Annotated in this window: 25 protein-coding genes; 17 read left to right on the forward strand and 8 right to left on the reverse strand. The window is 41.1% G+C overall.

Going from position 1 to position 24365, the window contains the following annotated elements; genetic code table 11:
• Window positions 1-153: 153 nt before the first annotated feature.
• Window positions 154-666 carry a lysozyme gene (locus tag CC90_RS0117705; RefSeq protein WP_031392049.1) on the reverse strand — a complete coding sequence of 171 codons (513 nt, stop codon included), beginning with the start codon at window positions 664-666 and terminating at the stop codon, window positions 154-156.
• 102 nt (window positions 667-768) lie between these two features.
• Complete coding sequence (locus CC90_RS0117710; RefSeq protein WP_031392050.1) at window positions 769-1602, reverse strand: hypothetical protein; 834 nt, start codon at window positions 1600-1602, stop codon at window positions 769-771.
• 489 nt (window positions 1603-2091) lie between these two features.
• Here CC90_RS0117710 and CC90_RS0117715 point away from each other — a divergent pair, with 489 nt between their 5' ends.
• From CC90_RS0117715 to CC90_RS0117725, 3 genes are all read left to right on the forward strand, one after another.
• Window positions 2092-2640, forward strand: a complete 549-nt coding sequence (locus CC90_RS0117715; protein ID WP_031392051.1) for an RNA polymerase sigma factor — start codon at window positions 2092-2094, stop codon at window positions 2638-2640.
• 66 nt (window positions 2641-2706) lie between these two features.
• Complete coding sequence (locus CC90_RS0117720) at window positions 2707-3297, forward strand: TetR/AcrR family transcriptional regulator (RefSeq protein WP_031392052.1); 591 nt, start codon at window positions 2707-2709, stop codon at window positions 3295-3297.
• A 130-nt stretch (window positions 3298-3427) separates the two neighbouring features.
• Window positions 3428-4393: an alpha/beta fold hydrolase gene (locus CC90_RS0117725; protein WP_242843330.1), complete on the forward strand. Its 966-nt coding sequence runs from the start codon at window positions 3428-3430 to the stop codon at window positions 4391-4393.
• 45 nt (window positions 4394-4438) lie between these two features.
• On the opposite strand, the gene CC90_RS0117730 is transcribed toward CC90_RS0117725, so the two are convergent.
• Window positions 4439-5719 carry an Nramp family divalent metal transporter gene (locus CC90_RS0117730; RefSeq protein WP_031392054.1) on the reverse strand — a complete coding sequence of 427 codons (1281 nt, stop codon included), beginning with the start codon at window positions 5717-5719 and terminating at the stop codon, window positions 4439-4441.
• A 184-nt stretch (window positions 5720-5903) separates the two neighbouring features.
• Between CC90_RS0117730 and mntR the strand changes: the two genes are divergently transcribed.
• Window positions 5904-6422: a transcriptional regulator MntR gene (gene mntR, locus CC90_RS0117735; RefSeq protein WP_051869755.1), complete on the forward strand. Its 519-nt coding sequence runs from the start codon at window positions 5904-5906 to the stop codon at window positions 6420-6422.
• 91 nt (window positions 6423-6513) lie between these two features.
• Here the strand turns inward: mntR and rsmH are convergent, their stop codons facing one another.
• The gene (rsmH, locus tag CC90_RS0117740) at window positions 6514-7563 is read right to left on the reverse strand and encodes a 16S rRNA (cytosine(1402)-N(4))-methyltransferase RsmH (RefSeq protein ID WP_031392056.1); all 1050 of its coding nucleotides are present in this window, start codon (window positions 7561-7563) and stop codon (window positions 6514-6516) included.
• Between the two features lie 250 nt (window positions 7564-7813).
• Between rsmH and CC90_RS0117745 the strand changes: the two genes are divergently transcribed.
• The 5 genes from CC90_RS0117745 (at window position 7814) to CC90_RS0117775 (ending at window position 11914) form a co-directional block, all read left to right on the forward strand.
• Window positions 7814-9268, forward strand: coding sequence for a DEAD/DEAH box helicase (locus CC90_RS0117745; RefSeq protein ID WP_031392057.1), 1455 nt, complete (start codon window positions 7814-7816; stop codon window positions 9266-9268).
• A gap of 53 nt (window positions 9269-9321) precedes the next feature.
• Window positions 9322-9846 (forward strand): YehS family protein, encoded by a 525-nt coding sequence (locus CC90_RS0117750; RefSeq protein WP_031392058.1) that lies wholly within the window; start codon window positions 9322-9324, stop codon window positions 9844-9846.
• 485 nt (window positions 9847-10331) lie between these two features.
• Window positions 10332-10721, forward strand: a complete 390-nt coding sequence (locus CC90_RS0117760; RefSeq protein WP_031392059.1) for a DUF2089 domain-containing protein — start codon at window positions 10332-10334, stop codon at window positions 10719-10721.
• Between the two features lie 19 nt (window positions 10722-10740).
• Window positions 10741-11181, forward strand: coding sequence for an SHOCT-like domain-containing protein (locus CC90_RS0117765; RefSeq protein WP_031392060.1), 441 nt, complete (start codon window positions 10741-10743; stop codon window positions 11179-11181).
• 382 nt (window positions 11182-11563) lie between these two features.
• Window positions 11564-11914 (forward strand): phage holin family protein, encoded by a 351-nt coding sequence (locus tag CC90_RS0117775; protein WP_031392062.1) that lies wholly within the window; start codon window positions 11564-11566, stop codon window positions 11912-11914.
• 10 nt (window positions 11915-11924) lie between these two features.
• Here CC90_RS0117775 and pdxR read toward each other — a convergent pair whose 3' ends face one another.
• Window positions 11925-13349, reverse strand: a complete 1425-nt coding sequence (pdxR, locus tag CC90_RS0117780; protein ID WP_031392063.1) for a MocR-like pyridoxine biosynthesis transcription factor PdxR — start codon at window positions 13347-13349, stop codon at window positions 11925-11927.
• Window positions 13350-13464: 115 nt separating this feature from the next.
• Here pdxR and CC90_RS0117785 point away from each other — a divergent pair, with 115 nt between their 5' ends.
• Window positions 13465-14433 carry a DMT family transporter gene (locus tag CC90_RS0117785; RefSeq protein ID WP_035315823.1) on the forward strand — a complete coding sequence of 323 codons (969 nt, stop codon included), beginning with the start codon at window positions 13465-13467 and terminating at the stop codon, window positions 14431-14433.
• Window positions 14434-14455: 22 nt separating this feature from the next.
• On the opposite strand, the gene CC90_RS0117790 is transcribed toward CC90_RS0117785, so the two are convergent.
• On the reverse strand, window positions 14456-15106 hold the full coding sequence (locus CC90_RS0117790; protein ID WP_031392065.1) for a class I SAM-dependent methyltransferase: 651 nt from the start codon (window positions 15104-15106) through the stop codon (window positions 14456-14458).
• The gene (locus CC90_RS0117795) at window positions 15084-15644 is read right to left on the reverse strand and encodes a PadR family transcriptional regulator (RefSeq protein WP_031392066.1); all 561 of its coding nucleotides are present in this window, start codon (window positions 15642-15644) and stop codon (window positions 15084-15086) included. Before CC90_RS0117795 ends, CC90_RS0117790 begins: the two co-directional genes overlap by 23 nt.
• Before the next feature lie 168 nt (window positions 15645-15812).
• On the opposite strand from CC90_RS0117795, the gene CC90_RS0117800 reads away from it, so the two are divergent.
• From CC90_RS0117800 to CC90_RS0117825, 6 genes are all read left to right on the forward strand, one after another.
• Complete coding sequence (locus CC90_RS0117800) at window positions 15813-17276, forward strand: AlkA N-terminal domain-containing protein (protein ID WP_031392067.1); 1464 nt, start codon at window positions 15813-15815, stop codon at window positions 17274-17276.
• A gap of 39 nt (window positions 17277-17315) precedes the next feature.
• Complete coding sequence (locus CC90_RS0117805; protein ID WP_031392068.1) at window positions 17316-17855, forward strand: methylated-DNA--[protein]-cysteine S-methyltransferase; 540 nt, start codon at window positions 17316-17318, stop codon at window positions 17853-17855.
• Between the two features lie 26 nt (window positions 17856-17881).
• The gene (locus CC90_RS0117810; RefSeq protein WP_031392069.1) at window positions 17882-18388 is read left to right on the forward strand and encodes an HD domain-containing protein; all 507 of its coding nucleotides are present in this window, start codon (window positions 17882-17884) and stop codon (window positions 18386-18388) included.
• A 183-nt stretch (window positions 18389-18571) separates the two neighbouring features.
• A complete protein-coding gene (locus CC90_RS0117815) occupies window positions 18572-19180 on the forward strand; it encodes an MptD family putative ECF transporter S component (protein ID WP_031392070.1) in 609 nt (202 codons plus the stop codon).
• Entirely contained in the window at window positions 19177-19905 is a 729-nt protein-coding gene (locus CC90_RS0117820) for an energy-coupling factor transporter transmembrane component T family protein (protein WP_051869757.1), read from the forward strand. Before CC90_RS0117815 ends, CC90_RS0117820 begins: the two co-directional genes overlap by 4 nt.
• A complete protein-coding gene (locus tag CC90_RS0117825) occupies window positions 19899-21365 on the forward strand; it encodes an ABC transporter ATP-binding protein (protein WP_031392072.1) in 1467 nt (488 codons plus the stop codon). Before CC90_RS0117820 ends, CC90_RS0117825 begins: the two co-directional genes overlap by 7 nt.
• Window positions 21366-21461: 96 nt before the next feature.
• Here the strand turns inward: CC90_RS0117825 and CC90_RS0117830 are convergent, their stop codons facing one another.
• Window positions 21462-22424, reverse strand: a complete 963-nt coding sequence (locus CC90_RS0117830; protein WP_031392073.1) for a helix-turn-helix domain-containing protein — start codon at window positions 22422-22424, stop codon at window positions 21462-21464.
• A gap of 149 nt (window positions 22425-22573) precedes the next feature.
• Here CC90_RS0117830 and CC90_RS0117835 point away from each other — a divergent pair, with 149 nt between their 5' ends.
• Window positions 22574-24364, forward strand: a complete 1791-nt coding sequence (locus CC90_RS0117835; protein ID WP_051869759.1) for an ABC transporter ATP-binding protein — start codon at window positions 22574-22576, stop codon at window positions 24362-24364.
• The last annotated feature ends 1 nt before the right edge of the window (window position 24365 follow it).

The following is a 24365-nucleotide window of genomic DNA, read 5'->3' on the forward strand; positions in this document are numbered from 1 at the left end:
ATTAGAATTTATGGAGGATTATATTTAGAATAGTTGTTTCTAAATAGCGTCTTTTTATACTTCAGAGCACAAAAAAGGAGCTATCGCTCCATAACTGATCGATCAGTTATTTTGCAACAGCTCCTTTACTTCTCAATATGAATCAATAGATCATTACGTCATGGAAATATAAATCTTGTCGGTAGTGCTCAAAAATACGTTCAATTCTGCATTTCTTCGATTAACAAGCCCTTCCACCCTCTTGCCATTTGCTTTCGTATAAGTAAAAGCAGTTACAACCGCATCTTTGGCAGTTGTAGAAATAGGACTTTTATAAGTGGCATCACTGTTCAATGCTTTGTATAAGTCGTTAGTAGTAGTGGTAACCGGGGATGTTCCGACATTGTAAAGCAAAGAAGCCGTTGCGTTATACATAACCTGTGTCATGCTGCCAACCTTCGGATGCTTGTTAATGGCTGTTTCTACAGCGCCTAAATCAGATGTAAAAAAGGAATCCGCCTTTGTCTGGGTAATCTTATCGCCTGCTTTTAATTTATCGGCGGTAACCACCTTATGTCCATATCCGACGGTTAAGTTGCCAAATCCATCATCTTTTACTGTTAACTCTGCTTTGCCGCCGCTTTCCCACTTCTTAATAAAATCTTTCCCGGTAGTGTTTACATTCATTTTGTTATCTCCTCTTCCTTTATTATTTGTTTTGTAATCGATTACAATAATAAAAGAGGAGAGCATGACCTAAATGTAAACTTCTACCGGAAATTATTTGTACTACCCTTGAGTAATACCATTATCTTCATTGGAAGGATAGGAAAAATCCGGACTGTTATTACTGATTGAAATGATTTTCATATCCTTATCTTCAGAGCCTTTGTAAAACAGAAAACCTCTTCCGTTGTCTCCAAGCTGGATGCCGTTATAATTCCCCCACAAATAACGAGTGAACGAATTCGTCAGGGAAGATTTGAAGTCGGCGGTCATGATATCATCATATTGGGCAAGAAATTCCTGTTCATTATTGAGAAGCATCTGTTCTCCCTCCACGACAACGGATAAAGGATAGCTCATCAACTGCGATAAAGCTTCCCTGTCGTCTGCGCGGACAAGTTCGATGACATGATCGGTAAAGGCGTCTACTTGGGCCGTATCATAACCTAAATACTGATAAATGCTGTCTTTGTCTTCTCCGTCTAATCCCCAGGCAGGAATCAGGTTGAAGCCGCTTTCCGTATCTGCTTCTGGAGAATAATAACTTCCTGTCAAAATATAGTAGTCTTTACTTTCTGCATTAGGATGAATGGACCCATTCAGCAAGATTGTCTTATCGTTGTTAGATAATTTGAAATGCCGCGTTATTCTGTTGTACGACCCGGTTAAAGAATATTCCGTATTGTCATTTTTAAAAATGTAGTAAGCGGTCAAGCGGCTGCCATCTCTATAAATCATCATCCTGGCAGGTATATCGCCGATAGTGCCGTCAAAAACATTGTTGGTCTGGTTTAAAATCACATCTTCAGAATGCATTCCTTTCATCATTGCGATAGCGGCGAAGCAAATAAAAGCAACGACTATTAATGAAAGAAAAAATAAAAGTTTCTTTTTCATATAAATTTCCCCTTATACTATAAGTTTTTTGTCGTATAAAATACATAGCGAGTATAGCATTTTTTTATTATATATACAAATTTATCTTTCTAATTATTACTTTAATTGTTGCTATCCAGCCTTCAGCTTAATAGTAACCTTTTCTTTCATACTTTATTTTGCTAAAAGTAAGCTGTTTATTATAAATCAGCTTATTTTTACTATAAATCAGCTTATTTTCATTTTACAAAACGTTGGAAAATCAGAGGTAATCTTTATGCAGTTCATTGGAAATGTATTGGTGCAGTTGCAAGAAAACCTAAAAAATACGATTTAAAGAAATCGAGATATGTCTTTTAAAAGCGGTTAATTTGTTTTAACCACTTTTGTTGTTAAAATGAAAAGTTTGGTGTCCTTTTGTATGGAAAAAGGAATATACAGAAGAGGGCAAAAGTTTACGTTTACATTTTAATGAAAAGTTCCTCCTTAGAAAAAAAGGAGGGCTTTAAAATGTTGAAGGATTTAATAATAAGAGCGCAGGAATCAGATAGCGAGGCAATGATGGAGTTAATTAATAAGTTCAAACCGCTGTTACAAAAGTATGCGAGAAAGTTAGTTTATGAAGATGCGTATGAGGATTTAGTTTTGTACTTCATCCAGTTAATGCATGGGCTCGAATTGGAAAAGCTGTTGAGTAATGAGGACGGTTCCATTACAAACTACATTAATGTTTCTGTCAGAAATTTTTATAATAAGAAGATTCCCGAAATTATAAGATCTAAAAAGGAAATACTACATACGAATTTATCAGAAGAACAATTATATTATATTGATACTGTATCGGCCAAAACAGATAAAATAGATTTTCTCTATGAGTCAGGCATTCATCAAATACTAAACGAAAGTGAATATCAGATTATTTATCTTATTTATGTGGAAGGATATACTGCTGTTGAAATTGCAAAAATAATAAATAAATCGAGACAAGCTGTTAATCAGATGAAAGTACGTGCGTTAATAAAACTAAGGGACAAGCTGTTGAGTGATATAGTTACTTAAATATTTATCTTTACAATGTAAAGATAGAATGCTAAAATCTTTACATTGTAAAGATGGGAGATAAATATGACTGAAAAAAGATATCACCACGGAAATTTAAAAAATTGCCTTATTGAAGCAGGGATCGAACTTATTAACAAAGAAGGAGAAACCCATTTTTCCCTGCGCAAAGTCGCAGCCATATGCGGGGTAAGCAATGCAGCGCCATACAGCCATTTCAGCAATAAGGAAGAGCTGCTTGAAGCAATGAAAAGCTATGTGACAGAGCAATTTACAAAGGAATTGAACAGTTCTGTTAAAGGCGAAGATTTGGAAAATCCATATACCTTGGTTAAGCTGGGGAAAAGCTATGTTACCTTTTTTGTCAAAAACCCCCAGTACTTTGAGTTCCTGTTTTCGCAATCGTGTATCAGTGTAAACTTATCGATGAATGATGATACAAAGAGCAGTTTTCCTCCGTTTGAACTCTTGAAAGAAATGCATTTCCGAATATTGCGGCAGCATGGATTGTCCGATGAAAGGATTAAAGACGCTGTTATTTCGGCATGGGCAACGGTTCATGGATTGGCCGCTATTGCGACAATGAAAGGAGTTTCTTATGACGGAAACTGGGAGAATAAGATTGAAGATATCATCTGGAATAAGAAAGAGATTTAAGAAGATGATATATATTCTGCCTGGCGCCGCCGGGTCCGTTATTATTTTTTGCTTAGGAGCTTTATTGATATTGAGTCCCGGCAAGATAAGACAATATACAGACATAAACGGAGAGATAATAAAAAACAGTATGGCAGAAAAGATTTTTACAGAAATTAATGGTGTCAAAATGGGGATGATTATCAAGAGCAAGGATATATCCAATCCACTCTTATTGTTTGTTCACGGCGGCCCGGGTATGCCGGAGTACTTTCTTACAGAAGACTATACTACAGGGCTGGAAGAGTACTTTACGGTGGTCTGGTGGGACCAGAGGGGCGCAGGATTATCCTATAGCAGTAATATGGATAAAAATACCCTGACGGTTGAACAGTATATCGACGATACAATCGCGGTGACAAATTATTTGCGCGAACGTTTTGGTCAGGATAAAATCTATCTTATGGCACATTCCTGGGGTACTTATTTCGGTATTCAGGCAGTGCAGAAAGCACCCCGGATTTATAAAGCCTACATAGCAATTGCGCAGGTAACCGATCAGGATGAGTCTGAGGAGCTGGCGTATCAATATATGCTGGATTATTTTACAAAGGCAGGTGATAACGCGGCCGTAGACAAGTTAAAAGGAAATTCTTATCCATCAATCGGATATAATAAAATAAGAGATGATTTTATGCATCGCTCCGGCATAGGTACAACACATGATATGAATTCGGTCATAAAGGGGATATTCTTAACCTCATTAAAAAATAAGGAATACACTCTGACAGAAAAAATAAATCTATGGCGCGGCAAGCTATTGCTTAATAAGAATCCACAGTTGAAAATGAACGATGATTTAAGGGATAAAGTAACTGCCTTAGAAGTTCCGACATACTTTTTTTCGGGAAAATATGATTATACAGTAAATTGCCAAATGTCAGAGGGATACTTAAAGCGGTTAAAAGCACCCGTAAAAGGATTCTATCTGTTCGAAAATTCAGCCCACAGCCCTATGTTTGAAGAGCCGGAAAAAGTGGCACAAATTATAGAAAGTGATATATTATCAAACAGCAGTGAGCATGCACAAGAGGGTGTTTCAAAAGTCATGAAATGACTTGAGGGGCACCCTCTTAGTTTATACTGTTGAGAGTGTGAAATATCAAGCCTGCCCGGTAAAAGTCAGATACAGCAGCACGGCATTGAGGACGATGATTACGCTTGCAATTGCCATCCCCACGATCTGAACCCATATCTTGTTAGCGAAATTGCCCATCAATTGTTTTTTCCCGGCTATGACTAACATTTGGATAATAGGCAGAGGAAGTATGAAGCTGAGTGCGACCTGACTCAACACCAGTGCGTCCAGAGGATTGATGCCGAGTGCGATGATAATGAGAGCAGGCAGCATAGTGATCAGCCTTCTTAAGTTAACGGGAATACTTATATTTACAAACCCCTTCATAATTGTCTGCCCCGCCATTGTCCCCACGGCGGAGGAAGATAATCCGGATGCGAGCAGAGCGATTCCGAAGGCACCGCTTGAAAGTGAGCCCAAAAGCGGCTGTAACGATTGATGCGCTTGTTCCATAGTATCCACCACCATGCCGTTTCTGAAGAATACGGCGGCGGATACGACTAACATCGCGGCATTGACAAAAAATGCGATATTCATGGCAATTATAATATCGATTTTTTCCATTTTTAAATGATGAAGTTTCCCCTCGTCGGAAGTGTCCTCACATCTGTATTGAACCAGCTGCGAATGCAGATAAATAACATGAGGCATAACCGTTGCTCCCAACATTCCTACAGCAATCGTAACGGCTTCTCCGTTTGGAAGGGAGGGTATCAGCGTATGGATTCCCACCTGAGCCCAGTCTGGTTTTGCAAGAAATAACTCCATCAAATATGCGCCGCTGATTATGGCGATAAGAATCGTAATTATCACTTCCACATATTTTTGCCCGTATTTCTCTATGTAACAGATCATAAAAGTCAAAAGACCGGTTAGCAACCCGGCATAAAGCATCGGAATATGAAACAGCAGGTAAAGGCCCAGCGTTCCGCCCAGGAATTCGGCAAGGTCGGTTGCCATTGCCCCGATTTCGGCGACAACCCAGAAAAACCAGTTTACTTTTTTGGAAAACACCTTTGCACACATCTCAGGTAAGCTGTGACCTGTGGCAATGCCAAGCTTTGCCGACATTGTCTGCAAAAAAATTGCCATTAGGTTGCTCCACAAAATCACCCATATCAACGCATAGTTGAATTTGGAGCCGCCGCTTATATTGGTCGCAAAGTTTCCGGGATCGATGTATGCGACGCTCACAACAAAAGCAGGACCTAAGAATCTCATAAACTTCAACGCTTTGTTTTTAGGAGATGCTTCAACCGGCTTATTTTGCATGATTGTACGGGGGCATGTAAATTCTAAATCCATGTCTAAGGCAGATTCCTTAATTTGCATAACACGATTACCTTTCTGACTTACATCAGTTTATATTAGCCGGGGCTAATATTTTTTTCATAATACAAATTATGAGGTTCAGGCCAAAAGTGTTACATTGGGAATGTTTAAAATTTAGGTGAATAGACTTATATAAAAGTACCTGGGCAGGTGGCGCATGAAGAGCAGTGATTTTCATACTTTCAATGAATATATGAAAAAAGACGACAGTTCCCTGACTGCGTCCATGGAAGACTATATCGAAATGATCAGCCGTCTTTCAGCTAAAAACGGGTTTACGAGAATTAATGAGTTGTCGCAGGCTCTCAATATACAGCCCTCGTCCGCAACAAAAATGGTTCAGCGTCTTTCTGAGATGGGATATATTAAATATGAAAAATACAGCGTGCTTTTCCTTGAGGAAAAAGGTAAGGAGATTGGAGACTGGCTCATAAAGCGCCATATGATTATTGAAAATTTCATGCGGATCATCGGTGTGGATTCTTCTATGATACTGGAGGAAACCGAAAAGATAGAGCATACATTAAGTAATGAAACTACAGCTTGCATAGAAAGCTTAATAGACTTTTTTGATAACAGCCCTGATATTATTAGCAGATTTAAAGCATATAGAACAGAACGGTACGAAAGAGTGGAAGCTTCTTCATTTCAAAATCATTCGAAGATAGTTGAATAATTAAAGTATCGTTACCGCAGATTTGTCAGAATGCTCAACTGAAATGTTATGACTGATAATATAATTAAGAAAACAGATGAGCCTGTATCTGTTAAGCTTTTACAGCCCAACGTAATTTTGCACTCCTGGCACGGCTATTGGAACCGCATTCGGCCGCTGACGGCCGGATAGCCTCAGGAGCTATTTCTTTATAGATGCCTTCGCGGTAGAAGCGCTGGAAGGATTTTTTAACGAGACGGTCTTCTCCTGAATGAAAAGTAAGGATAGCGACACGCCCGCCCTCAGCCAATGCAGCGGGAAGCTTTTCCAAGAATTCATATAATGCTTCAAATTCATTATTGACATCAATACGCAGCGCTTGAAAGCATCTTTGACAGGATTTCTTAATTTCATTATCTCTATCTTTCTCCGGAATAAAGTTCAAAGCATCTTTGATCACTTGCCGGAGCTGACTCGTCGTTGTTATATCTGCACCTTTTTTGATTGCAGAAATAACAGCATGAGCGATTTCTGCGGAATGAGGTTCGTCCGCATTTTCCGACAACATACCGCGTAATTCTTCTTGTGAAATAGTTCTGAGACGATCCGCCGCACTGATACCTTTCGAAGGATTAAGGCGTAAGTCTAAAGGCCCCTCGGTCTTATAGGAAAATCCTCTTTCCGGATTATCTATTTGCATGGAGGAGACACCCAAATCCGCCAATATAAAATTAAGTGGTCCCGATTCGGAGGTAATTTGATCTATATTGGAAAAGTTAGTTTGCCTGACCGTTAAGATTTCCGGGCCGTAACCTAATCGTTCTAAACGCTCCCTTGTACGCGGCAGCTCGATAGAATCTACATCAGTGGCATACAAGTGCCCCTTTGAATTTAAACACTTAAGCATCTCTAAAGTATGACCGCCATAACCTAAGGTCGCATCTAACCCCGTTTGTCCGGGAGTAATTTGTAAGAAGTCTAATATTTCCTTCACACAAATGGAACGATGCATTCCGGCGGGAGTATTGCCTTTCTGAATGACCTTTTCCACAGCATTTGCATATAACTCCGGGTTCAATTCCTTATATTTATCTTTAAAAGCTTTTGGATGAGTACCCTTATATCTGGGACGCCGTGTATGCTTTTTTTCTTGATTATCCATTCCTGCTTCCGCCTTTTTGCGTATCCATTTTTGTGATTCCTATAAATCATATAATACCAAATGCATTTCATAATAGCAAACGCATAATAAACGATAAAAAATCGAGCCTATAGTATAATAAAGGAGAGTTGATAAAACGGTTTTTATTGCATTGAGAGGTATACCCATGTAAAATGGGTTAATACGAACCTTATTGATAATTATATTTACTGTAATAATAGAGGTTTTGATTAGAATGTGAGGTTCAGAAATGGATATTGGAAGTTTTCATAATTATATGCTCAGTGAGGATATCATAAAGGCGCTTAATGGTCTGGAATATGATATACCTACGGAGGTTCAGGCCAGAGTCATTCCATATGCTTTAGAGAAAAATGATCTTATCGTCAAGGCACGGACAGGCAGCGGCAAAACTGCCGCATATGCTATCCCGATATGTGAATCAGTAGAATGGCTTGAAAACAAACCACAAGCGCTTATTTTGGCACCGACAAGAGAACTTGCCATTCAAATAAAAGAAGACTTTACCAATATAGGCAGATTTAAACGGATAAAGGCGGCGGCAGTCTATGGCAGACACCAATTTTCCATTGAGAAAGCGGAACTGAAGCAGAAAACACATGTAGTTGCCGGTACACCGGGGCGCATCATGGACCATATAAACAAAGGCACATTAAATTTAAGTAAGATTAACTGCTTGGTTATTGATGAAGCTGATAGAATGCTGGATATGGGATTTATGGAACAGGTAGAAGCAATTATAAAAGAGCTGTCTGAGGAGAGGATGACAATGTTGTTTTCTGCTACTATGCCCGATGAAGTAAAAGACATAGCATCAAATTATATGAGAACTCCTGTCAATATAGATGTCAGCGAGACGGGTATCATGCCTGCTGATATTGAACATTTTCTTTATATTACTGGGGAAGAAGATAAATTTGAACTGCTTACCGATGTTATGATTATTGAAAAACCGGATAGCTGTATTATCTTTTGCAGTACGAAGGACCGGGTGGACATGGTATGTGATCGTCTGGATGATTTAGGCTATCCTTGTAATAAAATGCATGGAGGCATGGAACAGAGCGATCGATTATCTGCAATGATGCGGTTTAAAAGGGGAGAGTGCCGTTATTTGATAGCCACAGATGTAGCAGCAAGAGGTATAGATGTAGAGAACATTTCTCTGGTTATTAATTATGACATCCCTTTGGATGAGGAAAATTATGTCCATCGTACGGGAAGAACAGGGCGTGCAGGGCAAAAAGGAAAAGCCCTTTCCTTCGTGGTTCCTGCACAGACTAGATACTTGCATAATATTGAAAAATTGATTGGATTTAAAATTCAGGAAATAACGAAACCATCCAAAGGGGAAGTGTTCATACAGAAACCTTTTTTCGACGAAAAAATAAATACGGCTCCTCAGATTAAAAAAATGAAGAGTGATCAATTGAACAAAGAGATAATGAGACTACGCTTTGGAGGCGGGAAAAAAAAGAAGCTCAGAGCGGCCAATTTTGTCGGAGTCATATCCAATCTGGAAGGTGTCAGGCCTGAAGACATTGGAATAATAGCCATTCAAGATACTCTTACCTATGTAGAAATACTGAACGGTAAAGGCCCGTTGGTACTGGAGGCGATGAAAAATACAAAAATTAATGGTAAGCTATTGAAAGTGACCAAGGCAGTGGAAAAATTTAATTAAGTGGTACCATGATTACCTGATATTTGAAAATATAACTTATAAGGAGTGATTGTATGGATAACAATGATATATTGATAAGATTAAGATATGCTTTGGATATCAAAGATACAGATATGATGGAAATTTTTAAGCTGGGCGGAATCACGGTAACGAAGGAAGAACTGCAAAGAATGTTAGCGAAGCCTGAAAATAATGGGAATATTGATCAAGAGGGTCAACTTGCCGCTGACGATGATATGAAGAAATGTGATAACTATATGTTTGAGTCTTTCTTAAATGGTTTGATTATTTTCAAAAGAGGAAAGCAAGAAGCAAAGCCTGGTCAGTCCGAGAAACAAGCTTTTATGATCAAAGATAATAAAGCCGTAAATAATGTCTTCCTGAAGAAAGTAAAAATAGCACTGGCTCTTACCGGTGAGGATATGCTTGAGATATTAAAAGATGCCGGAGTCAATCTGTCAAACAGTGAATTGAGTGCAGTATTACGCAGAGAAGGACAGCGTAATTATAAAGAGTGCGGCGATCGGTATGTAAGAAAGTTTCTGAAAGGGCTGGCAATTAGATATAGAAATAAATAATGTAAATCCTCCACGGCCCGGAAGCGGTATGTGGAGGATTTTTTCTTGTTGCCCTTCGGGCAAACAAGGCGCAGCTACGCGCGCCAAGCAGAAGTTGTGCTGTCAAAGTATTCGTCTGCAAGAGTGCGCGAAGTATGCTTTGGTTTGCCAATGAAGTAACTTAAAAAGTAATCTCATCTTCCTAAATGATTAATATTATTGAGGGGGAGGTAAATGAAAATATTTAATGTTAGTATTAATTATATTTATATATTTATTAATAATATTAATTTTTACATTGACATATTCAATGTTCGGTTGTATATTATAATCAAATAGGGCACAGTTAGCCTTTGACTAAACTGCAACATGTGTGTACACAAAATGCGATACAACTGCATTTTGGCGCTGGCAGCCTTCGCAAAATTGCATAAAGACGCAATTTTGACTTCTCGGTATGGAAGGCTGAATAATAACTTAAATAGTGCGAAAGGATGGTGAAAACAATGAAATACAAAGCTCCGGGTAAATGCCCCGTATGCGGTGAAAAACTTTCCATAACCAAGCTTGGCTGTCCCAAGTGTTCCACCGCCATTGAAGGCGATTTTCAGCCTTGTGAATTCTGTCGTCTCCCGGAAGAAGATCTGGATTTTGTCAAGATATTCATAAAATGTCGCGGTAACATCAAGGATGTTGAGAAAGAACTGGGGATATCCTACCCCACGGTTCGCGGTAAACTGGATACGGTCATAAGAGGCCTTGGATATGAAGTATCATCAAAAGAGCTGATTAAGGAAAATGAAGATAAAACAACCGCCAGGAATGAGATTCTTGACCAATTATCGAATGGTGAGATTTCACCGAAAGATGCAGCAGAACGAATTAAAAATCTATAATTAATAGGAGGTTTCGTCTATGAGCGAACAGCAAAAAATATTAGAAATGATAGAAAAAGGGCAGATTACCGCTGCCGAAGGAATGGAACTTTTGGAGGCTCTGAATGAGACTAAGGAAGCAGAAATAGTTCATCAGATTGAAACCGTAACAACGAGACGCAAATATAAGTTCCTTAAGGTTAAGGTCACGTCGGATAACAATTCGGTCAATGTGAATGTCAATGTTCCTATACGTCTGCTTACCACGATCAGTGAGATCGCTGACAAGATGACTAATGTGGTTCCTGCGGATGCCAGAAGAGAGATGGAAGCGAAAGGTATCGATATTTCCAGCATTGATTTTGCGAAAATAATCGATGAGGTCATAAACGGTACCTTGGATGATCCGGATATCGTTGACGTTGAGGTATGGGATGAAAGCCATAATGCGATGGTAAAGGTAAGAGTATATGTCGATTAGGTGTTTTCGCTTATTATGGATTAAGCTTCAGATTGAGGGCAGAAGGTTCATAAATATTTCTTTTCCAATGCCCTTGTATATCTTTCAAGAATTATTTGACAGTTTTCTGGACTTACTGACCGTCGCATGTTTTTTTGTATCGAAAGTGCGTAATTCGGATTCATCCTGTCGAATCAACATCTATTCAATGAAAGCACTCACTGTCGTAGTCATGAAAGTGCTGGATTCTTTAAACGAGGATGAGCCTTATAATGTTGTCGATGTATCAACTGACAAAGTAAAGGTATTAATAAAAATCAGGTAAAACATGTTTGGCGGAGGTAAGGTGTGCAAGGACACCTGCACAAAGGTTCCAGACTTTGAAAGGAGCATGGATATAAAAATGACGAAACTGCTCATAAAATATATATCTATCATTTTAACGATATATCTGTTGTCATTTGTAATACACACGATTCATATCAGCAGTACCCCGGCACTTCTTATTATGGGATTGGTACTGCTGGTAATAAACCTTATATTAAAGCCGATTCTGCTATTGATTACTTTGCCGGTCAACCTGCTGACCTTAGGGTTATTCAGTTTTATTGTGAATGCCTGGACGATTATGATTGCAGATCATTTTGTGGCAGATATCAGCATGGGTGGCTTTCTTAATTCATTGATTGCCGCTGTCATCATCGTCATCTTTCATCATCTGCTCAGAGATATGGACAGGGAGCCGAATTATTAGTTTGCTAATATCAAAAGTGTTTGGTAATATTGCAATCGCAGAAAGAAATATCCTTCATAATACCGGACAACAGTTCAACGCCCCTTTTGATTTGATCGGGTTCCAGATGCCCATATCCAATCAGCAGCATGTTTTGATGCCGCCCTTTTTCTATACAATGATTTTCTACCGGAGTAACGTATAGTCCCTTTTGCAGGCAGTTGCTTTGAAAGGCTTCATCAAACTTCATCCCCGGAAAATCAATTGCAACATGCAGCCCGGCACAATCGCCATAGGCAGTGCATTTGTTTCCAAAGGCTTCCGTCAGCGATTCCAGCAGCAGCTTCCGGCGATAACCGTAAATTTTGCGCATCCTCTGGATATGCCTGTCAAGCTTTCTCGACCTTAGAAATTCAGCCAGAGCGGCTTGTTCGAAAGGCGGGTTCTGTACATCGGTATGAGTGCGCAGGTCATGCCAGCGTGCTTGGAGCTGATAGGGTAAAATAACATAACCGATTCGCAAGGCCGGAAAAACCGTTTTGCTGAAGGTACCGACATAAATGACACGCTGCGGGTCCATGGTATACATTGGAGCAACAGTTTCTCCGCCATACCGGAATTCACTGTCATAATCATCCTCGATAATATAAAGATTGTTTTCCCTGGCAAAGTGAATCAGTTCGGTACGGCGTGAGGCAGGAAGAATTCCGCCCAACGGGAACTGGTGAGATGGTGTAACATAGATAGGGCCTGTACTTTTGCATTTTGATAAATAATCTGTCTGCATTCCCTTTGCATCAACCGGTATGGGAATAATATTACAGCCTTTGTTTATGAAGGTGCCCAGCATTCCAAGATGACAAGGATCTTCCATCAAAATATTTTTGCTGTCTCCGCACAGAATATCAGCGATAATATGCAGACCTTGCGTTGCGCCCGCGGTAATAAAGATATTATCCGGCGAAACCTTGAGCCCGCGGCTTCGAAACAGCCATGCAGCAATTTCTTCCCGGAGTTCAGGTAATCCATGGGGGCCGGTATAACCGAAGGTCTCAAGAGAAAGCTCCCCGGAAGCCTTATGAAGGAGCTGCTGCCAAAGGAACCTGGGAAACTGGCTTAAATCCGGTCTGCCCGTCCGAAAGCTTATTGCAATCGGCCGGGCCGGCTGTCTTTTTATTTTTGGAGATATTACCGGCTCGGCCGATTGCATGCACAGGCCGTCAGCAACTCTCGTAAAAGCACCTTGACTGCTGATCAGGTATCCTTCCGAAAGGAGCAAGTCATAGGCCCCGCAAACCGTATTGCGGGAAACATTCAGTTCCTTTGCCAATTCCCGTGTGGACGGAACCACTTCTCCTGCCTCTAGCTGCCCTGATACCATCAATTCTTTCATAGCCTGATAGATTTGGCGCCATAATTGTAATTCATTTTCCCGATTTAATTCGATTCCTAACATAATGCCTCCAACTGGCTCTATAAATATTGCGTCGCACTGGCACTTTGAAAGAGCCAGTGGTTCAAGTAAAATTATACCATTGTGTAATAATAATGCAATGGATTTGGAGAGCAGAATGAATCAATTAAAAGGGAAATTATACTTGCTATGCGCTTTTTCACTGGCCGGAACCAGTGTTGTTTCAGCCAGATTTGTTACCGGAAAGCTTGGAAACTTCACGATTACGGCAGTTAGTTTGTTTTTTGCACTGGTATTTTTGGTTCTGTTATGCGGCAGACAGCTTATCCGGTGTCTTTCGCAAATGTCATTTCGCGATTTTGGTTTCTTAATACTACAGGCTTTATGCGGTATATTTCTGTTCCGTATGTTTTTGCTGAACGGACTCCGCAATACCAGTGCAGGAGAAGCGGGTATACTTACAGGTGCGACACCTGCCATAACAGCGATACTCGCAATTGCCGTATTAAGAGAACCTGCCGGCAGCAGAAAGGTTTTCGGAATTCTTTGTACGGTGATAGGTATTTTGGTCATTCAAGGCGTGCTGACACCGGGGAGTGGGTTAGATTTGAAACATATGGGAGGGAATATGCTTGTGCTTTGCGCAGCGGCATGTGAATCTGTCTTTAACACACTGTCACGTATTTCTGCATTAAGGAATTCAGAGGAATCAGCAATGCCATCGAATCCTGTTTCACAAACGACGATCGTGACGGCAATTGCAATGGTACTATGCCTGATTCCTGCGGCGTTTGAACACCCGATAAAGAGACTTGCGGCAATTGACCTTCTGGAATGGACGGCTCTTTTATGGTATGGCATATTTGTGACGGCTCTGGCGTTTATCTGCTGGTATGCAGGAATAAAGCGCTGCGGAGCGTTTACGGCAGCAGCCTTTTCCGGCATGATGCCGTTTACCTCCATGCTGCTGTCAGCAGCATTGTTGGGCGAAAATGCCGATTGGAGGCAGTGGGTCGGCGGCTTTCTCATTATTATAGGAATGTTCCTGATTGGCAGCAAGGGCACGAATATCACGTTACCGATAAACAGGAGCATAAGGTTGAAAGAAAAGCACTTTCAACCTTGAGTTTGTGAGTCAAAAATTAATCTTACTTTTGACCGGCGATACAAAGCCCGAAGAAATCGCTGGTCACTGTTGCACTGTGCAAGTTGGAATGGCGCAGAAGTTCAGTAATTTCAAAAGTAGTATAAGCCGCATTTAGTGAGGTGATAAAGCCGGGGCGCATTTCCTTGGGCTGGGTGGAAAAATACACCATTGCCTTTTTTAGGGGATGTACATCACGGCGCAGATCGGTGATGCAATACCGGCCTCCCGCACGGAGGACACGAAAAATTTCGTCAAAGGCACGGATGGGATTCTCCCATTCATGCAGGGAGCCGTTGGAGATAACCGTGTCAAAGCTTTCATCCTCAAATGGCATATTCATACAGTTTCCCAGAACATACCGGGCCGGTATTCCGTATTCGGCGGCATTTTTCTCGGCGAAGCGGAGCATGGCAGGACTGATTTCGCAGCCGGTAAGAGAAGCAGGATGAAGCTTCGCAGCCAGTTCCAGTCCCACGTAACCGGGGCCGGGGCCGACCTCCAATACATCTCCGCCCTTAATGCCGGAAGCAATCATACCGTCTACGCCGTTCCAACCCTTGTCTCGCATATTACGGGCAAATACATCAAAAGTTTCCACGGTGATTTCATTCTGAATCCCCTCGTTTGTTTCAATAACTCTGTTTTTTACCATGTTCTTCTACCTCCTTTAAGGTGTTCCACGATTGTTCGGCCCAAGTGAGTTCTGCCCGATAGTGCAGAATATGATGTTCAAAAATAATGTCAGCAGAGATTTGATAGTCCTTTGGAATATGTTCTACTGTTGCTTTGCGGTGAGCTTCCAGTCCGTCAAGCGTCTTTTTAAGGCTTGTAATATGCTTGCTGAGACTGTTCAGCAAAGCATCGCTGCCCAGAGAATCCGAAAAATAAAAAGTGCCGTCGATATCAAAGGTAGGGCGGTATTCGATCTGTAAAGTTTGTACGAGTAATTCCCTGAATTTATCAACTCCGGTATCGCTTACCTGATATACGGTTTTTTCCGGACGTGCCCCCTGCTTATCGCGAGTGGCAGTAAGCAGCTTTGCGGCCTCCATTTTTTCAAGATGGTAATATACAGTGGGCAGTTTGATCTGAGTAAAGTCTTCGAGCTGTTCTTCCATCAGCTTTTTAATCTGGTATCCGTGCTGAGGCCCGAATCGCAGGAGTAAGCCGAGAATATATAATGGAATCATACAATCACTTCCTTTCTAAATAGTCAGTACTGAATATAATTATACTCAGTGCTGACTATTAGTCAAGAGAAAAATTAATATAATATAACTTAAATTGAAATATATGTCCGAAAATGGCGAGATTAATTCTGAATCTGTGTTACAATAAGAAAAAAGGAGGATGCCATTATGTTGGAAGGTAAGGATAAAGCATGGTATGCTGCCTTTAAGTCTAAGGACAGCCGCTTTGACGGGCGCTTTTTTGTAGGAGTGTCTTCGACCGGAATTTACTGCAGGCCGGTGTGCCGTGCGAAACTGCCAAAAGAAGAAAACTGTACCTTTTATTCTACGGCGGCAGAAGCAGAGCAGGCGGGCTATCGCCCTTGTCTTTTATGCAGACCGGAGCTTGCCCCCGGCACATCGCCTATGGATGCTACAGCATCTCTTGTAAACAGAGCGGTAAGATTATTGGAAGAAAATTGCGGAACAGGGCAGAGCCTTGAAGAGTTCGCGGAAAGGCTTGGATGTACAAGCCGTCATTTACGGCGTGCCTTTACGGAGGAATATCATGTATCCCCGGTGCAATATTTGCAAACGTGCAGGCTGCTTCTTGCAAAAAGTCTGCTAACCGATACAAACCTTTCAATATTGGATATTGCAATGGCATCCGGGTTTGGAAGCTTAAGGCGTTTCAATGATTTATTTAAAAAGCAGTACAGAATGTCCCCTACAGCATTACGAAAGCTGACTCCCGGGGAAGAGAGGCAACAGACTGATGTGACATTAGCGCTGGGCTACCGTCCCCCTTATCAGTGGAGCCTTATTTTGAAATTTCTGGCCCAGCGTGCGATTTCTGGCGTAGAAGTGGTAGATGAGGAATCATATATGCGTACGGTACGTTTGGTATCGGGAGAGTCAAAGGAGGTATGCGGCTGGATACGGGTAACGAATAAGCCCGCCCAAAACGTATTGAATGTTACGTTATCCTCTGCTTTGCGTTCCGTATTGCCTCAGATACTGGCCAGAATCCGGTGTCTGTTCGATTTATATTGTGATCCGGAAGCGGTAAGTGAAGTTCTTTCCTCCATGAATGACATTCGGCCCGGTCTTTTTGTCCCCGGGACAAGAGTTCCGGGATGCTTTGAGCCTTATGAAATGGCTGTGCGTGCGGTGTTGGGACAGCAGATTACCGTTAAGGCGGCAGGGACATTGGCGGCCAGACTGGCAGAGGCGTACGGCGAGCCTCTTCAAACAGGTATAGAAGGGCTGACTCATGTTTTTCCCACGCCTGAGCGTATGATCACGCTGGAAGGCGCCATTGAGAATCACTTGGGCCCACTGGGGATTACGTCGGCTCGTGCCAGAACAATATTGGAACTGTCCCGCGTATTTGTACAGAAAAAGATAGCTGTTAATCTGTGTTCCCGACCGGAGCGGGAAATGAAGATATTAATGGATATTCCGGGAATTGGAACATGGACGGCACAATATATTGCCATGCGGGCTATGGGATGGCCTGATGTTTTCCTGGATACCGATTACGGGGTAAAGAAGGCCCTTGCGCCATTTGCACCGAAAGAAATACTGACTTTAGCACAGACATGGCATCCATGGCGCAGCTATGCAACAGTTAACTTATGGAATTCATTATAATATGGAATCTTGTTAAATATAAATGAAGGAGGAATGGATATGTTTTATTCAACCAATTATTCCTCGCCTTTGGGCATAATAATGCTGGCGAGCAATGGAGACAGCCTGATTGGCTTGTGGCTGGAAGGCCAGAAATATTATGGAGGCACGGTAAAGGAAAAAATGACGGAAAAGAATGATCTGCCGGTGTTTTCTGATACGAAAGATTGGCTCGATAGATATTTTGCAGGAGAAAAGCCGGCCATCTCTCGGCTTTCTTTGGCGCCAATCGGAGGAGAATTCCGGCAAGCCGTATGGAGCATCTTGTGTGAAATTCCTTATGGTGAAGTCACTACTTACGGAGAAATCGCAAAAATCGTGGCGGCTCGCACTAATAAAGAGCATATGTCCGGCCAGGCAGTCGGAGGAGCCGTAGGACATAACCCAATATCCATTATTATCCCTTGTCATAGAGTTGTGGGTTCTAATGGAAGCCTGACCGGTTATGCCGGAGGTGTGGATAAAAAAATGAAGCTGTTGGAACACGAAGGTGCTGATGTATTAAAACTATTTAAACCTGCTAAGGGTACTGCCCTTTAACTGAAAGAGGATAAGGAGGCAATGTAATGGATACGGATAGATTAATTCAAAAGATGGTGGTTTATTATTCGGGCGATCCCAAGCGAATTCAGCATTTTATTAAAGTGCACAGTTTTGCAAGCCTTATTGGAAAGTCGGAAAAGCTTGACGGGAATATGCAATTTATTTTAGAGACTGCAGCCATTGTTCATGACATCGGAATTAAAGCGGCAGAAATGAAATATCAAAGTGCAAATGGAAAAAATCAGGAATCGGAAGGTCCGCCGATAGCCGAAAAAATGCTGACAGAGTTTTGCTATCCCTCAGACGTTATAGAAAGAGTATGCTATCTGGTAGGGCATCATCACACATATAACAAAATAGACGGATTAGATTATCAAATACTTGTGGAAGCAGATTTTCTTGTAAATATGTATGAAGATGAAATGGAAGCAGATGCTATCCATTCTGTACTTCATAAAATCTTTCGCACAGAAACGGGTATAAAACTTTGTAAAACTATGTTTGCTTTAGATGATTCATTTCAAATGTAAGGACAAGTAAATAACGTAGTTATACCTTGGGACGGATTAAGTATGAGTTACTAATGTGGATATACATTTCAGACTCAAAAATATTCGAATCAGACGTACGCATCGTTTTCTTATTGCATTTTACTACTCAATATGTAAAATACAATCTGGTTAGCTATAACTAACTAGAAACGGAGGTATGTGATGAAAACAATTACACATCAAAACAAAAATCTTACAGTAAGGGATCTGGTGACAACAGGTATATTTTGTGCGGTATTTCTTGTTCTTATGATGTTGGGTGCTGGCTTGCTCGCACCTAATCCGGTGCTTACCTTTCTAATGCCCTGTGCAGTTGCGCTGCTGACAGGACCTGCATATATGCTATTGATTGCGAAGGTGCCGAAGCATGGACCGGTTATCATTCTTGGAGTGGTGATCGGGTTATTGATGTTTGTTACAGGAATGTACTGGATGTGGTCAATCGCTTTGGTACTGCTTGGAATTGCGGCAGATTTGATCGCAGGTGCAGGCCGCTTTCGTAATATAACATTAAATATTGTCAGCTCCGTTATATTTTCCTTGAATCCGATGGGGTCATATCTGATGCTTTGGATCAACAGGGACAGTTATTTTTCTTATATGGTCGGAAAGGGAACGGAGCAATCTTATGTGGATACAATGGGAGCAACCGCACAGAACTGGATGCTGCCAGCAATGATCGCATCGATTATTGTAACGGGTTTGATCAGCGCCATTGCAGGAAAAATTCTATTAAAAAAACAGTTTGAAAAAGCAGGAATGACAGCATGAATTTTTTGAAAGTTAAGGTTGATAAAAAGCGTCAGGGGTTTATAAAGCTGGATCCGAGAACCTTGTTTTTGTTGATATTATTTTCAAATATTGCGATTTTTATCAGTTCATCCATATATAGTGAATTCATTCTCATGGCATCCATTCTTCTTCTGTGCGCATGTTGCGGCATTTTAGGATTCTCTTTAAAGATGGGAGCTACATATTTTATCTTTGTGCTGTTAGATATATTGATCAGCAGATATTTCGGCGACTCATGGATGATCTACGTTGCGGTAGGTATCCGGTTTATAAGAAAAGTGATTCCTGCAGGAACATTAGGTGCCGCGTTGATCCAGACGGTCAGGGTAAGCGAGATTATGGTGAGTTTTTCCAAGCTTTTAGTACCCAGAACAATTACGATACCGCTTACGGTGCTATTAAGATATTTTCCATCTATTGGCGAAGATAGACGCGCAATTAAGAAAGCAATGGCTATGAGAGGACTGCGGGGAGGTTTTTTCATGCATCCTGTCAGAACAATAGAGTGCTTCTATGTGCCGATGATGATGTCGGCATCCAGAAGGGCTGATGAATTGTCCTGTGCAGCGATTACGAGAGGAATTGAAAATCCCAAAAAGAGAACGACGCTTACTGAGGTGAGATTCCGGACGGCAGATTATACCTGCATGCTGTGTGCTGCCGCAGTAACAGTTTTATGTATCCGGGGAGGAAGTATATGGTAATAATTAAAAATATATCTTTCCGGTATAAAGGTTCTTCCGGGCTGAACCTTCAAAACGTAAATTTAGAAGTGCAGGATGGGGAATGCATACTGCTTTCCGGCAGAAGCGGATGTGGTAAGACCACTCTTTTGCGCATGATAAATGGACTGATTCCGCATTACTATGAAGGAGAAATCGAAGGACAGGTCTTCGTAAATGGGAATGATGTGGAAAAAATGAAGATGTATGAGATTGCGGAACAAATTGGAACAGTCTACCAGAATCCCCGTTCCCAGTTTTTTAATATCGATACGGATAGTGAAATATTATTCGGAATAGAGAATATGGCATATCCAAGGGAAGAATTAAAAGTAAGATTTACCGGAACTGTAAAAGAGACAGGCGTGAAAAATCTGCTTGGAAAAAATCTATTTCATCTTTCCGGCGGGGAAAAACAGAAGATAGCGTTTGCCTCCGTATATGCCATGCAGCCCGATATATATCTTCTGGATGAACCATCGGCAAATCTGGATGCACATGCGGTGAAGAGACTGCAAAAACAGATATGTGCTTTGAAGCGGCTTGGCAAGACTATCATTATAACGGAGCACCGTTTATATTATCTGAAAGAAATAGTGGATAGAGTAATCCGTTTGGAGGAGGGCAGAGTTTGTGGAGACTATCCGGCGTCCGACTTTTTTGTACTGCCTGATGAAACGAGGGTACAAAAAGGACTTAGATTATTGGATAGAAATGCTGAATTACCATTTCAAAAGAGTTCGAGTCAAAAGAAATCCGGCCATAAGAAGTGTACATTGGATGTAGTGAATGTGAGTGCCGGATATAAGAAGAATCCTGTAATCCGAAATATCAGCTTTGAGGCATCGGAAGGAGAAATTATAGGAATAGCCGGTCATAACGGTGCCGGAAAATCAACGCTGGCAGAAACCTTATGCGGATTGAACCGTATTCTGGAAGGACATATATTTTATAAGGGTAATGAACTTAAGGAAAAGCAGCGCTGTGCTTTAGGATATATGGTATTTCAGGATGTTGACTATGAATTGTTTGCAGATAGTGTCAGAAATGAATGTGCCTACGGAATGAGCGGAATAGATGCCGGAAAAATATCCCGGATATTGGAAAAATTGAATCTGGATGATTATGAAGAATGTCATCCTGCTTTGCTCTCGGGGGGGCAGAAGCAAAGGCTTGCTGTTGCTGTTGGTATGTTATGCAATAAGAAAATTCTAATATTTGACGAACCAACCAGTGGTTTGGATTATGACAGTATGATGCGTGTTTGCGATCTGATAAGGATGCTGGCAGAGGAGGGTAACATAATATTTATTGTAACCCATGACTATGAATTTGCGTGTAATGTATGTAATAGAATTTTAGTTATGGATCAAGGACAGCTTAAGGAAGATTATGAGATAACGGTAAAAACCAGAAAGAAAATGACAGAATTATTGCTGTAGCCAGGTTGAAAAATAAAAGATTTTTTCGACATCCTGATTTATACGTGTGTTAAAGCACACAGATAGGAGTTAAAAGGAAAGAATCAGCCGTGGAAATTATCCGCGGCTGATTTTACGGTATTCCATAGGAAGAACACCGTTGGATTTCCGGAACAGATCGGCAAAACGTCCGGCGTTGGAATAGCCTACGGCTTGCGCTACCTGACCAATGGATAAATCGGTGTAAGCGAGCAGCTGTTCGGCCTGTCCGATCCGTGTGCTTTGAATATATTCTGAAATAGTACTGCCCAAATAGGCTTTGAAACTTTTTTTAAGCTTGGTGGACCCCATGCATGCAATTTTACAAAGCTGCTCAATAGACAAATCGTCTGCATAATGGTCACCGATATAGGCAGTTACAATATCTAAAAGGTGCTTGTCTGCTTTGGAAATGGTTATGATTTTCTGCTGGTTTATTTTTCGATGATGTTCAAAGACGAGTGACAAGGCTTCAGCAGCTTTGGCATCATAAAACAACTCGGCAGAAATACCCTCCCCGCGATAGGTTGCAAGCTGGTTTAAAAGCATAGTCATTTCAGGAAAATCTACCGATTCATCGATACTTTTAAAGGCATCCTGAGGACTTTGATACAATTCTTTATATTGCTCCTTAAGATAAGATTCATAATAAGCCGGTTCATATTCGATGCCGATGGACTGAATAGGAATATTTTTATGAATAAGCGCTTTAAATGGTTCATAACCGCCCAAGAAGCTTTTGACCACATAGTTGTTCAACCGTTTATAAGGAGTCAGTTCTTCACCGGAAATGGACTTATAGTAAGTGACGCTTAGACATTCAGGAACTGCCATATCTACAACAGAATCTTCATGAAAGCAAAAATCATGAATTTTAATATTATAATGCTTTCCTGAATAAATCCAGTAATAACCATGACCGATCGACTCATTTGCTTTCCAGCATTCCCCGGCAAATGGAAACTGCGCCGGTGCAGTACAGGGTTCGAACAGTCCGTTTTTAAAGACTTTTCTATAGTAATCATTGACGATATTTTTCATTATGTATTCCTTTTTTTAAAATGTACATATAAGACGCTGGCGCATTCAAATAAGACTCAAGTGGATAGAAAGCATTGTATCACAAATATGAATGATTTACTATACTAGTAGACTTTAAAAAAGATTTAAATATTAGGAGAGTGACTGATATGTATAGAAATAAGAAAACAAAAGAAAAAGGAGGATTATCCTTGCTGATGGAATGGGCAGGAAAGGATAAATATTATATTTATTTTGCAATTATTGCGTCTCTGATAGCAAGTGTAATGTCCACAATTCCATACTATGTTTTTTATAAGATGATAGATGCGACGGTAAAAGGAGAATGCAGCGTCCGGCTGGCAGTTCAGTATGGCGCGGTGGCAGTGATCAGTATTCTCATTCGTCACGTGATGATACCGTTTGGCGGGATTCTCTCTCATAAGGGAGCATACCGGACACTGTATAAAGTGCGCTGCATGGTTACGGAACATATGTCTAAGATGCCGCTGGGGAGTCTGAATGAAAGAAGCAGCGGAGAAATCAAGACGGTAATGAATGAGAGTATAGAAAAACTGGAACTGTTCCTGGCACACCATTTAACGGAATTGGTGCTTTACCTCTCCGGACCGATTGTAATCTTTACATATCTGTGTACGGTCAATGTGCCCTTGGCATTGATCAGTTTGCTTCCTTTGCTTTTTATTGGGGGAGTTATGGCCGTGATGTTTGGGAGAATGAGCAAATATATGGAAAGAGTCAATCGGACCGGCGGTTCTCTTTCTGAAGCGATTATTGAATATATAAATGGTATGCGGCTGATCAAAGCGTACAATATGGGGACGAAATCCTTCAAAAAGTATGCGGGTGCTATTGAAGAAACTCACATATTATGGGGAGATATTTCAAGAGCTACCGGACCGCTGTATGCTATTTATGTCGTGCTTCTGGAGTGCAGTATTTTGTTTATTGTACCACTTGGCGGATATTGGTTTATGAATGGTTCTATAAAAGCAAGCGTATTGCTTCTGTTCGCATTTGTGGGAACACAATATCTGACGGATATCAGGCCTTTACAGGAAATGGCATCCAGTCTTTCTTATGTTATGAATGGGGTTGCGCAGGTAAAAAACATTCTGGACACGACGGTATTTCAGGGAACAGAAAAATTTCCGAAGAAGCATGATATTAAGTTGTCCCACGTAGGGTTTTTCTATGAAAAAGGGAAAGCGGTATTAAGTAACTGTAATCTGCATATCGGACATGGAGAGCAGATTGCATTTGTAGGAGAATCCGGTGCCGGAAAGACGACAGCAGTGCAGTTGATATCCAGATTTTATGATGTCACCGAGGGAGAAATTAAGATTGGCGGTATCAATGTAAAAGATATCGATTATGAAGAACTGTTAAAAAATATTTCCATTGTTTTTCAGCAAAGCTTTTTGACGAGCGGCAGCGTATTCGAAAATATTGCAATGGGAAAAGAGACGGCATCATTAGATGAAGTGAGGGAAGCGGCAAAGTCAGCCCAGATCGATGACTTTATCATGGAGCTGCCGGAAGGCTATAACACCTTAGTCGGAAGCTACTTCGGCCGCTTTTCCGGCGGTGAGAAACAACGAATCTGTATCGCGAGAGCAATTCTTAAAAATGCACCGATATTGATTCTCGATGAAGCGACCAGCTCGGCAGATCCGGAAAATCAGATAGAAATCGATCGGGCAATTTCGAACCTTTGCAGGGGAAAGACTGTGATTATTGTGGCGCATAGGCTTGGAATTGTACAAAGCTGTGACCGGATAGCGGTGATAGAGCATGGAACGATAGAGCGGGTAGGGACTTGGGATGAAATACTGCAGAATAGCATATATTTTGCAAAGGCATGGAAAAATTACAATACGGCAAGAGAGATACAGTATATTTCTCCTTCGCAGAGTAAAGTGAAAATGGAGGGAAAATAAT

It is taken from the genome of Kineothrix alysoides (assembly GCF_000732725.1).
Lineage (GTDB): Bacteria > Bacillota > Clostridia > Lachnospirales > Lachnospiraceae > Kineothrix > Kineothrix alysoides.